The sequence below is a fragment of the Burkholderia sp. LS-044 genome (assembly GCF_004803625.1).
Lineage (GTDB): Bacteria > Pseudomonadota > Gammaproteobacteria > Burkholderiales > Burkholderiaceae > Burkholderia > Burkholderia cepacia.
In genome coordinates this window covers 320436-332340 of sequence record NZ_SSWO01000002.1, presented here as the reverse complement: position 1 = coordinate 332340, position 11905 = coordinate 320436, and the positions used below count along the sequence as shown (strand labels likewise).

The following is an 11905-nucleotide window of genomic DNA, read 5'->3' as shown; positions in this document are numbered from 1 at the left end:
TGGCGGGAGGAAGCAGTTCGACGTTTTTCAACATCGGGATGATCAACCATGACAACGAGAATAGACCACCCGCGCGCGCGGCGCGTGACGACGGGACGACGCAGCGGTGCCCCGCTCGCCTTTTCGGCGCTGTGCCTCGCCTCCTCGTGGGCGAACGCGCAAGGCTCGCCCGCCCCGGCCGGCGGCATGCTGCCCGCCTTGACGGTGGTGGGCACAAAGGACGCCGATGCGACAACCGAAGGCAGCGGCAACTACGCTGCAAAGTGGGCCACCATCGGCGGAAAAGTCGCGCAATCGATCAAGGAGACGCCGAACTCGGTCTCGGTGCTCACGCGCGAGCGGATGGACGACCAGAACATCACGACCATCCAGCAGGCGTTGCGCTCCGTGACCGGCGTCAGTTCGATCGACTACGGCGACGGTACCGCGTACTTCCGCGCGCGCGGCTCGCAGCTCGGCATTGAATTCGATGGGGTCCCGACGCTGAGCGGCCTGCAGTATCAGTTGCAATTCGATCTGGCGATGTACGACCGCGTCGAAATCCTGCGCGGCCCGGCAGGCTCGATCGATGGCATGGGCGAGCCGGGCGGCGTCGTCAATCTCGTGCGCAAGCGCCCTCAGGATCAGTTCCATCTCGGCACGGAAACACAGGTCGATTCGTTCGGCAGCGTGCGCCAGATGATCGACGTCACCGGGCCGCTGAACAAGGACGGCACGCTGCGCGGACGCGCCGTTCTCGTGGGCAGCACCGGTATGCAATCCATCGAGCGCACGCGCAGCAAGGAGGTGATGGCCTATGGTGCGCTCGATTGGGACCTCACGCCGCGCACGACGCTGTCGTTCTCGGGCGGCTATCAGGTCTCGCCGATTTCCGGCATCGATTACGGTGCGGGCGGCGTGCTGAACAGCACGCGTACCGCGCTCACCGGGCGCGTGCCGAGCGAATATACGCGGAACTTCAGTCCGAGCTGGAACTACGCGTACACCTCGTTGCAGGAGGTCAACGCCAACCTCGTGCATCGGTTCGAAAACGCGTGGCAATCTTCGACCACGCTGTTCTACCGCCACGAACTCTCCAAGGCCTACTACGCGTACTCCGGCCCCGGCGCGACCGCAAACGGCCTCGCGCGCTTCGGAGACCAGCGGCAGCGCACGAGCTATGACTGGTTCGGCGCGGACACCAATGTATCCGGCCCGGTCCGCCTCTGGGGGCAGACGCATACGCTGACCATCGGCGCGAACTACGCCGTGATGACATCGGGCGCGCAATCGGGTTACCGTGCGTTGAGCGGCCCGTACGGTGGCGCCTACAGTCTCTACGATCCCAATGCGGTACCCGCCGTGGACGTACCGTACACGTTCGGCACCAATCATCGCACCGTGCAATACGGCGTCTATGCGCAGGCGCGTATCAAGCTCGCCACGCCGCTGACGCTCGTGCTCGGCGGCCGTGAGGCGTTCCTGCAAGACCGCACGCAGTCGACGTTGCCGAGCGTCGCGGACTGGACGACCAACGCACAGGTCAATCATCGCTTCCTGCCGTCCGCCGGCTTGCTGTGGGACATCGTGCCGTCGCTGACGGCCTACGCCAACTACGCGCGGTTCCTCGATGCGCAAACGCAAGGCACGTACTCGGGGCCGGGCCTGCCGCCGCGCTCGGGAGAGCAGTACGAAGTGGGCATAAAAAGCAGCCTGCTCGATGGCCGCCTGAATGCGAACGCCGCGCTGTTCCGCATCAACGACGACAACCGCGCCGTTGCCGATCCTGCCCATCAGTTCTATTACGTATCCGCAGGCAAGGCACGCAATCAGGGTATCGAGCTCGAACTCACTGGCCAGCCGACGCCAGACTGGAATCTCTATGCCGGCTACACGTATCTGAACGCACACTACGAGAACGACTCTCCCGATCTCACCGACGGCACGGATCCGAAGCATTTGTTCAAGCTGTGGACCCGATATACGCTCTCGCAAGGCCCGTTACGCGGATTCTCGATCGGGGGCGGCATGCTCGCTCAAACGCGGATTTCGCGTGGCGTCGAACAGGGCGGCTATGCGGTTTTCGACGCACAAGCGGGATATCGTTTCACCAAGCACGTGACGGCGTCCTTGCAATTGAATAACGTGTTCAATCGCAGGTACTACATTCGTCCGCCCAGCACCTATTACAGCGTATTCGGCGATGCGCGCAACGTGATGTTGACCGTACGTTCGGATTTCTAGGTGCCGCCGCGACGATCGGCCCGAGCACGACACCCAACTGCTCGGCAAGCTGCGTATATGACAGCACTTTTTCGAAGCGCTGCCGCGGAAAAATCTGCGGCAGCAGCACCTCGCGAGCGACAAGCCCCTGACTCGTGAGTGCGCCACAGACGGCGGACAACGCGATCAGCCACCCGATTCCGCTCCAGGCGACATAGCCGGCAATGCCGATCTTGCAGGCGATGGCACGACTGATCCGGCTCGCTCGCAGCACACGAACGGGCGGCACGCGGTCGCTCAATGCACCGCAGACCGGAAAGGCGATGAATCGCGGCAACGCTTCGATGAAAAATGCGAGCCCGGACCACGTCGCTTTATGCGTGATCTGAAAGACGACGAGCGGCACCAGAAAGAGCAGCATCTGGTCCGCGATCCGCGACAGAAAAAAGGGAACCCAAGAAGGCCGGCTGATCGATGCGCATCAAACGTATGCCCCGCGAGAATGATCAGGACACACCGGGGTGAGCCTGCTTCACCAGGCTTCAGTACGCCTTGCATCGCTCATCAAGGCGCGCCCTCGCTTGTCGTTTTAGTACACGAAAAACTTGCACCTCACCACCCGCCAAGCGGATCAACCCCCGACCGTCGTCCGGACGTTCCACGACACCGGAGCGTCGGTTGCGCGCTGAAAATACCGGCACCGAATTGCTTGAGGTCAGACCAACCCCACGGCCGAGTGTCTGAATGACGAACCATACGCAGTATCGGGCAACCGATCCCGTCCGCTCAGGCGCGAACGGAAAGTACCGGCCGGTGCCGTCGTCCGGTACAGGCCGCGCTTCTTCAATTCCGGCACGATCAGTTCGGCGAAATCGTCGAGCGTGCCCGGGCTGATAAGCGGATTGAGCATGTAGCCGCTCGTCGTCGACTGCCGCGCATGCTCGGCGAGTTGATCGGCGACCTCGTCGGGCGAGCCGACGAGGATCAGGTCGGTGCCGCGCGTGACGCTCGCGAACTTGCGCCGCACGTCGCCGGCGGTGAGCGGCTTGCCGCTGCCGTCGGGCCTCATCACGTAGGACGTGAGCCCTTCCGTCTGCGTCGTAAGCGGTTCGTCGTCCGCATAGCGGTCGATGTCGATGCCGGTGTCGCCCGCGTAGCTGACGAGTTGCGCGTGTTGGTGATAGTGCTGCTGCAGCAGGTGGTATTTCTCCTTCGCGTCGCTCGACGAGCGCGCCGTCACGATCCGCAGCACCGTCAGCGACTTCACGTCGTCCGCCGACCGGCCGCGTTCAACCGCCTGCCGGCGAATCTCGTCGAGGCCCGCGCGGATCTCGTGCGGATTCGACTTCGCGACGAACACCACCTCCGCGTGCTTCGCTGCGAATTCGCGTCCGCGCCCGGACCAGCCGGCCTGGATCAGCACCGGCGAGCGCTGCGGCGACGGCGCGCAGACGTGCGGCCCCTGCACGCGATAGTGCGTGCCTTCGTGCGCGATCGGCCGCACGCGGTCGCCACGCGCATAGCGCGGCGCGTGCTTGTCGGCGACGACCGCGTCGTCCGCCCAGCTCCCTTCCCACAGCTTGTAGACGACGTCAAGAAACTCCTCGGCGCGCGCATAGCGTTCGTCGTGACCGATCATCCGGTCGAGCCCGAAGTTGCGCGCCGCGCTCGTCAGGTAGGACGTCACGATGTTCCAGCCGATCCGGCCGTTGCTCAGATGATCGAGCGTGCTGAAGCGGCGCGCGAGCGCGAACGGATGCTCGTAGGTCGTGCTCGCGGTCACGCCGAACGCGAGCCGCTCGGTCTGCGCGACCAGCGCCGGAATCAGCATCATCGGATCGTTCGCGGGCGACTCGACCGCCCACTGCAGCGCGGCATCGGCCGACCCGCCATAGACGTCGTACAGGCCGAGCACGTCCGCGAAGAACAGCATGTCGAGGTCGGCCTGTTCGGCCGTGCGCGCGAGGTTCGACCAGAACGCGAGTGTATTGGCGCGCAGCCGTTCATCGGCGGGGTGGGTCCACAGGCTTGGTGCGCCACCGCAACCGACACTGGCTTGTTCATACAGGGAAAACAGCAACGGGCGAGGATCGGACATCGTCGAAATCGGTATCAGGGAAGGAATCAGTTGGGTGCCGCCCACGCGCCCGACGACGCGCGGCGGCGGCGCCGTGCTGGCGTGCGCTCGTCTGGCGCGCTCATAAGGTAGCGATTGACGTGCTGCTCGAAACGGCCGGCAGGAACGATCAGCAGCGCGACCAGTACGACATAGACGATCGCCGCGCCGGCCAGCGGTTCGTACACGCGCAACGTCTCGAAGCGCAGCGTATTGGCCGTTCCCATCACGTCGAACACGGTCACGGTCGACGCGAGGACGGTCGATTTCAGCAGCAGGATCGCCTCGCCGATGAGCGCGGGCAGCGCGAGCCGCCAGGCGCGCGGGCCGACGATGCGGCGCAGCACCTGCGCGCGCGTCATGCCGTATGCGTGCCCGGCTTCGATCTCGCCGGCCGGCACGCCGGCGATCGCGCCGCGCAGGATCGTCGCGACATACGCGCTCTCGTTCACGCTCAATGCGACGATCGCGTACCAGAACGCGTCGCGCAGCAGCGGCGATGCCCAGCTGTCGCGCATCCATTCGCGCGGCACGATTTGCCCGAATCCGTAGTACAGCAAATAGAGCTGAACGAGCAGCGGCGTGCCGCGAATCAGCATGATCCAGCCGCGCGCGGACCAGCGCAGCGGCGCATGGCGCGCACCGGCGGCGAGCGCGAGCGGCACGCCCAGCAGCACGCTGGCCACGCCCGAAAAAAGTGTCAGCGCGAGCGTCGTCGGCACTGCGGCGAGCAGCTTCGGCATCACCGTATCGAGCAGGAACGGCAGCGAGAAGATCATGCGGTTGCGCGCCTCGTGCCACGGTTCGCGTGCCGCTCGAGCACCGCGAAGATGCCGGTCGACGCGATGCTCAGCAGCAGGAACAGCGCGGCCGTGACGAGATAGAAGAATACGTAGTGACGGGTCGCGCCGGCCGCGAGCTGGCTCGCCTTCAGCAAGTCCGTGAACGAGCCGAGCACGCTGATGAACGACGCGTCCTTGGTCGCGTTCAGCCACACGTTGCCGACGCCCGGCAATGCGAGCCGCGCGGCGGCCGGCAGCCGGACGCGCGTGAACGTCTGCCATGGCGTCATCCCGTATGCATGCGCGGCTTCGATCTCCCCGATTGGCACGTTGACGAGCGCCGCGCGGAAGATGTCGGTCAGATACGCGCCCTGGATGAAACCGAGCGACAGCGCAGCAACGAGGAACGGCGGGAACGCGAAGCCGTCGGGCACCAGGCCGCCGCGGCGCAGCGCGACCTCGACGGCAGGCGCGAGCGCATAGAACGCGAGCAGCAGGCACAACAGCTCGGGCAGCGCACGTACCAGCGTCGTGTAGAGCCGCGCGAGCCATGCGAGCGGCGCGTGGCGCGACAGCTTGCCGAGCGCGCCGGCGATGCCGAGCAGCACGCCGGTGCAGAACGACGACGCCGCGACGCCGAATGTCAGCGCGAACGCGCCCGCGAACACACGGCCATATCCACCGTCGTCGAATGCAAGCAGCGCGAGCAGCGAGTCGTCCGCGGCCATCGGGTCAGCGGCCCTTCTCGATCGTGCCCTTCAGGTTCGGATAGCGGGCGGTGATCGCATCCCACGTACCGTCCTGCTGCAGCTGAGCGATCGCGGTCGACAGCTTGCCGCGCAGCGCATCGCCTTGGCGCACGCCCGCGCCGATGCCGAGGCCCAGCACCGGGTTGTCCGCGCACGTCGCCTTGACCTCGAAGTCCTTGCCGTCGCGCGACGCGAGGAAGGCCGTGAACAGACCCTTGCCTTCCTGCACGTAGTCGACCCGGCCGGACACCAGATCCGCGAGCGCGTTGTCGAACTTGTCGAACGCCTTGATCTGCGCATCCGGCTTGAAGCGGGAATCGAGGAACGCCGAGAAGTTCGTGCCGGCCTCGACGCCGATCACGCGACCCTTGAAGCTCGCGGGCACCGCGCAGTCGACGCGGCGCCGATCGCTTTTCGCGCCGACGAACACCGTCGGCGATTCGTAATACGCGCGACTGAAATCGATTGCCTTCTGCCGCTCGCCGGTGATCGTCATCGACGACCAGATCACGTCGATCTTGCGGTTCTGCAACGCCGGAATCAGGCCGTCCCAAGCAATGTCGGTGAGTTCGCACCGCACGTTCAGTTTGCCGCACGCGGCATCGAGCACGTCGATTTCCCAGCCCTTCCACTTGCCGGCCGCGTCCTTCGAAAAGAATGGCGGATACGATTCGGCGTCGATTCCGACGCGCAACGTCGGCTGGGCCGCATGGGAAGCCGGCACGAGGCCGACCGCAAACACCGCGGCCGCGGCACGGCGGACACTGGAACGCATCAAACGATTCATGTGGCGAATTTCTGAAATAACGTCGGAACGACCGGCGTCGCAGCCGGCAGGAGGCGAGACTGTAATGCGCGCCGACGTGTGTACCAAATGGTTATTTTTTCGATGAATATCTGATCGCGCGATATGGCGGAACGGCGCACCGCCGAACGCGCGGCACGGTGCATCGTTCGACCGTTCGCCCGCTCACGCCTCCGCTGTTTCGCGCTGCAACGCCGGCAACTCCAGATTCGCGCGGAAATCACCGCCCACGTAGTCGGTATCGAGCAGCGCACGACGACGCAATTCGGGCAGCAAGCCATTGAGCAGCAGATCCTCCTGGTCCGGCTGACCGAGCCCGTGCAGCGACAGCACGTCGACGAGCCCCGCGCGATAGCGCGCCTCGATCGCATCGGCGAGCTGCTCCGGCGTGCCGGCGACGAACCAGTGGCCGGTCTCCTGCGCGCGGACGATCAGCTCGCGCAGCGTCAGCCGCTGACGCGCATAGCCGACGAAGATCGCAACACGCCCTCGCCGGCGATGCACGCTGTCGATCGCCGGCAGCAGCGACCCCGGCAACGGCTGGTCGAGAGGCAGGTCGCGCAGGTCGACGACGCCGCCGAGCATGTCGGCGAGCTTCAGCCGGCCTTGTTCGTAATCGATGCGTTCATGCTTGTCACGCAACCGTCGCGCGACGTCGGCATCGGATTCACCGATCACCGAATGGAACGAGTTCATCACGAGCGGCAGCCGGTCGCCGCGGCCGAATGCGATGGCCTGCCGATGCAGTTCGGCGACGAATGCGCGCGCGTCTTCGTGTGTCGGCTGAGACGTATACACGACCTCCGCGTACCTCGCGCCGAGCGATACGCCGCTGGCCGACTGACCCGCCTGAAACAGCACCGGCCGACGCTGCGGCGACGGCGGCACGTTCAGCGGCCCCTGCACCTGGAAGTGCTCGCCGTGATAGTCGATCGCCCCGAGCTTGCGCGGATCGACCGAGATGCCACCGCCCTGCCCGCGCCGCGTCGCGCCCGGATCGTTCGCGTCAAACAGCGCGTTGACGACCTCGACGAATTCGGCCGCACGTGCGTAACGCCGTTCGGGGTCGGGCAGCGCCGCATCGCCGAAATTCTCCTCGCCGACCGACGACGTCACCGCGTTCCACGCAGCACGGCCGCCGCTCACGTGGTCGAGCGTGCCGATCAGCCGCGCGAGGTTGTACGGATGGTGATACGTCGTCGACACCGTCGCGACGAGGCCGATCGCCGACGTCGCCTGGCTCAGCGCCGCCAGCGCGACGATCGGCTCCTGGCTGCCCGTCGTGCCGGCGAGGCCGGCCGAATCGGCCTGCAGCAGGTCGGCGGTAAAGAGACCGGTGATCTTCTCGGCTTCCGCCTTGCGTGCGAGCGACGCCGCACGTCGCACACCGTGCACGACATCCGCGTCGCCGGGTGCGTACAGCACGCTCGCCGCGCCGACGAGCGTCTTCAACCGTCTACGTGCGCCGCTCATGACACGGCTCCGTTCGTCGCACGATGGCGCGTAACGAAGGTGAGCGTCTCACGCAGTACGCATTTTTCATTCATCTGTATTCCTCTTGATTCCGTTCGATCGGACACTTCATGTCGGCATCGTGGCCCCGCATCGCCCGGCAGGCGCCGGGCACACGCCGCGAGACGACGCGCAGTCAACGACCATAATGCAAGCCCCCCGGTCGGCCGGAACGAATATTTTCGGCTTTCGATATTCTTCTTGATTGTTTGACCGTGCGAACGGCGCCGCAAAATAATTCGGCATGCCAAACCCGTTGATCAGGCCGTTTCGACCCGCGCCGATCGCTTCATCATGACGTTCGACGCCATCCGCTCCGACTCCGATTCGTCCGCTTCGACCGCGTTGCCGTTCCGCTTGAGCGTGCTCGACAAGAGCCCGGTCGCGCCGGGAGAAACGGCCGCCGACGCGCTTGCGCGCAGCGTGTCGCTCGCGCGCTTCGCCGATGCCGCCGGCTATCACCGCTACTGGCTCGCCGAACATCACAACACCGCCGCGCTCGCGTGCCCGTCGCCGGAGATCCTGATCGCGCACGTGCTCGCGCATACGCGGCGCATTCGCGTCGGCTCGGGCGGCGTGATGCTGCAGCACTACAGTCCGTACAAGATCGCGGAAAACTTCAACCTGCTCGCGTCGCTGGCGCCGGGCCGCGTCGATCTCGGTATCGGCAAGGCGCCGGGCGGCCTGCCGCTGTCGACGCGCGCGCTGCAGGCCGGCTACGATCCCGCGCGGCGCGCGGCGTTCGCCGATCTGGCCGACGAACTGAATCGTCATCTTCAGGGCGCAGCCACGGCTGCCGATACGACCGGGCAGGATGACGCCACGCTGCATGCGACGCCGCGCCCGCTCGAGCCCGCACAACGGTTCCTGCTCGGCGCCAGTGCGGAAAGCGCCGCGCTCGCGGCGCGGCTCGGCTGGGCGTTCGTCTACGCGTCGCATTTGAACGCCTCACCGACCGATCTGGAACGCGCGTTCGATGCATACCGCAGCGCATCCGGTGGCCGCACGCCGCTGCTTGCGGTCTCCGCGATCGTCGCGGCAACCCGCGACGCGGCCGCGCAGCTGGCGAGCGGACATCGGGGCTTTCGCGTGCAGGTGGGCGACACGCCTGCCGTCAACGTCGGCAGCCTCGATCAGGCGCACGCCTATATCCGGCAGGCAGGCGGCGGCCCCCATCGCATCGATCCGCGCGAAACGCGGATCGTGCACGGCACGCGCGACGACGTGCTGCACGAACTGCACGCATTGCATCGCCGCCACGGGATTGACGAATTCGTCATCGATACGCCGCTCGCCGATGCCGCACCGCGTATTGCGTCGCTGCGGCTGCTGGCAGGCGCGTCGGCCGACGAGCACGGTGCGGCGGCGTCGCAGTACCGGCCCGATGCGCGTGAATCGCGCGAGCGCGCCGCGACGCCGCAACCGGACTTCGAGGGCACCGCGCGATGACCGATACGATCCGCATCGCCGGCGCGGACGACGTGCCGGCCCTTTACGCGCTGCTGCAGGATGCGTATGCGCCGCTCGTGCCGCAGGGCGTGCTTTTCACGATCACGCGCTCGCCGATCGAGCGCGTCGCGCAGACCGTTGCGCGCGAAACCACGTTCGTGCTCGAACACACGACACCGGAAGGCCGACCGGCCCTCGCGGCCACGCTGACCGTGCGCTTTCCATGGGTATCCGGCGAACGCCACCGCATGCCGTATCCGTTCCTCCACTGGTTCGCGGTCGCGCCCGCGTTCAAGCGGCAGCGGTTCGGGCACGCACTGATCGAGCACGTCGAATCGCGGTTCCTGGCCGCGCAGGTGAAGGCGCCCGCGACCTATCTCGCGACCGCGACCAACCATCCGTGGCTGCAGCCGTACTACGAACGTAACGGCTACCTGCCGTTCGATCGCTCGACGAATGCGCTCGGCACGCCGCTCGTCTGGCTGCGGAAAATCCTGCTCCCGGATCTCTATCGCGATCCGGCGGCGGACGATACCACCGCGCACGACGTGCCGCTCCACGCAAACGCGTGACGCCCCCTCCTCCGGGCTTCGCGCACCGCATCCCCTGCTACCCACCTCGTGAAAGGCTGCCACGCATGACATTCGCATTTCCGGATTCCGCTCTCCGCGCTTCGCGCCGTACCGCCTCGGCCGCGCTGCTGGTCGCGCTCGCGTTCCCGCATGCGGCGTTCGCACAGGGCACGCCCGTCTCCGGAGGCGCGCTGACCTGGGGCGTCGAAACGGAGCCGCGCACGCTGAACCCGCAACTGAACGGCCAGGACAAGGTCGAGCTGCTCCTGCGCAACGCATACGAAAGCCTGCTCGCACAGAAGCCGGACGGCAGCTACGTGCCGTGGCTCGCGACCGGCTACAAGGTCTCCGCCGACGGCAAGACGTATACGTTCACGCTGCGCGACGGCGTGAAGTTCACCGACGGCGCGCCGTTCGACGCGAAGGCCGTGGCGCGCAATTTCCTGAACGCACGCGAACTGTCGTACTCCGCCGGCAGCCAGCTCGCGCGACTGATCTCGCACGTCGCGGACGTGAAGACACCGGACGAGCACACGGTCGCGATCACGCTCGATGCGCCGTATGCGCCGTTCCTGACATTCGCCGGCCGGCTGCCGCTGCTGTCGCCGAACGCGTTCGACCGACCGAGCCTGAAATCGGGCGGCCCCGACATCGCGGGCACCGGCCCGTTCATCCTGCGCCGCTACGTCAAGGGGCAGGAAATCGAATTCGCGAAGAACCCCGACTATCGCTGGGCGCCGCCGACGGCGGGCCACCAGGGCCCCGCGTACCTGGACCGGATCATCTACCGGTTCCTGCCCGAATCGTCCGTGCGCACCGGCGCGCTGCTGTCAGGCCAGGTCGACGTGATCGAAGGCGTGTCCGGCAACGACGCCGCGCTGATCCGCAAGAACGCCGATTTCACCTACCGCCGCGCGCTCAACACCGGCACGCCCTACTCGTTGTTCCTGAACGTCGGCTACGGTCCCACGCAGGATGTGAAGGTGCGCCGGGCGCTGCTGGAAGGCCTCGACATAACGGGCATCGTGCAGTCGATCTACCGCGGCGAGCGCACGCGTGCATGGGGCGTCACGTCGCCGATCGATCCGCTCTATGTCGCGTCGATCGAAAAGACTTACGGCAACAACCCGAAGCTCGCGAACCAGTTGCTGGACGAAGCCGGCTGGAACATCCGCGACAGCGGCGGCTACCGCACGAAGAACGGCGAACGGCTGACGATCGCGGTGATCCAGGCGCAGGCAACGGTGCGCGACCAGCGCGACGTGCTGCTGCAGGCACTGCAGGCGCAGGCGCGGCAGCGACTCGGCGTCGACCTGAAGATCCAGTACGTCGACGACGGCACGTACGTCGAAGCGCGCAAGAGCGGCAAGTTCGGCTCGATCGCGAATTCGAACACACCGCCGGACGGCATCGACATCGAAGGCCACTACCTGCCCGTCGATCGCGGCGGCGCGTTGAACTACAGCCGTGCGGCAGCGCCCGAGCTGACGCGCTGGCTGCAGGCGGCCGCACGCACGCAGAACATCGCGGAACGCAAGAAGCTGTACGGCGAGCTGCAGCACTTCGCGATCAACGAGCAGGCGTACGCGGTGCCGCTGTACGAGCCCGAAGACCAGATCGCCGCCGCGAAGGCCGTCCAGGGGCTGCGCTTCCGCTCGTTCGCGCAGATGCCCGAGAACCCGTACGACGTGTGGATCAAGAAGTAGGCGGGCGCGTCG

At 66.4% G+C, this 11905-nt stretch carries 9 protein-coding genes and 1 pseudogene; 4 read left to right on the top strand and 6 right to left on the bottom strand.

Translation table 11 applies throughout. The features are described from left to right. Positions 1–48: 48 nt before the first annotated feature. The gene (locus E9536_RS06645) at positions 49–2223 is read left to right on the top strand and encodes a TonB-dependent siderophore receptor (RefSeq protein ID WP_060319590.1); all 2175 of its coding nucleotides are present in this window, start codon (positions 49–51) and stop codon (positions 2221–2223) included. Position 2224: 1 nt separating this feature from the next. Here E9536_RS06645 and E9536_RS06640 read toward each other — a convergent pair. The 6 genes and pseudogenes from E9536_RS06640 to E9536_RS06610 all read right to left on the bottom strand — a co-directional run. Beyond that, positions 2225–2684: pseudogene (locus E9536_RS06640) on the bottom strand (MFS transporter); the annotation flags it as partial. Between the two features lie 233 nt (positions 2685–2917). Beyond that, positions 2918–4300: an LLM class flavin-dependent oxidoreductase gene (locus E9536_RS06635; RefSeq protein ID WP_136469533.1), complete on the bottom strand. Its 1383-nt coding sequence runs from the start codon at positions 4298–4300 to the stop codon at positions 2918–2920. Between the two features lie 26 nt (positions 4301–4326). Continuing rightward, positions 4327–5097 carry an ABC transporter permease subunit gene (locus E9536_RS06630; protein ID WP_136469532.1) on the bottom strand — a complete coding sequence of 257 codons (771 nt, stop codon included), beginning with the start codon at positions 5095–5097 and terminating at the stop codon, positions 4327–4329. After that, positions 5094–5828: an ABC transporter permease subunit gene (locus E9536_RS06625; protein ID WP_136469531.1), complete on the bottom strand. Its 735-nt coding sequence runs from the start codon at positions 5826–5828 to the stop codon at positions 5094–5096. The genes E9536_RS06630 and E9536_RS06625 overlap by 4 nt, the downstream gene beginning before the upstream one ends. A gap of 4 nt (positions 5829–5832) precedes the next feature. Continuing rightward, positions 5833–6636 carry a transporter substrate-binding domain-containing protein gene (locus E9536_RS06620; protein WP_124814572.1) on the bottom strand — a complete coding sequence of 268 codons (804 nt, stop codon included), beginning with the start codon at positions 6634–6636 and terminating at the stop codon, positions 5833–5835. A 183-nt stretch (positions 6637–6819) separates the two neighbouring features. After that, positions 6820–8127 (bottom strand): NtaA/DmoA family FMN-dependent monooxygenase, encoded by a 1308-nt coding sequence (locus E9536_RS06610; protein ID WP_059687119.1) that lies wholly within the window; start codon positions 8125–8127, stop codon positions 6820–6822. A gap of 333 nt (positions 8128–8460) precedes the next feature. Here E9536_RS06610 and E9536_RS06600 point away from each other — a divergent pair, with 333 nt between their 5' ends. The 3 genes from E9536_RS06600 (at position 8461) to E9536_RS06590 (ending at position 11893) form a co-directional block, all read left to right on the top strand. Next, positions 8461–9615 (top strand): MsnO8 family LLM class oxidoreductase, encoded by a 1155-nt coding sequence (locus tag E9536_RS06600; protein ID WP_136469530.1) that lies wholly within the window; start codon positions 8461–8463, stop codon positions 9613–9615. Continuing rightward, positions 9612–10187, top strand: a complete 576-nt coding sequence (locus E9536_RS06595) for a GNAT family N-acetyltransferase (RefSeq protein ID WP_136469529.1) — start codon at positions 9612–9614, stop codon at positions 10185–10187. The genes E9536_RS06600 and E9536_RS06595 overlap by 4 nt, the downstream gene beginning before the upstream one ends. 65 nt (positions 10188–10252) lie before the next feature. Next, positions 10253–11893, top strand: coding sequence for an ABC transporter substrate-binding protein (locus E9536_RS06590; RefSeq protein ID WP_136469528.1), 1641 nt, complete (start codon positions 10253–10255; stop codon positions 11891–11893). The last annotated feature ends 12 nt before the right edge of the window (positions 11894–11905 follow it).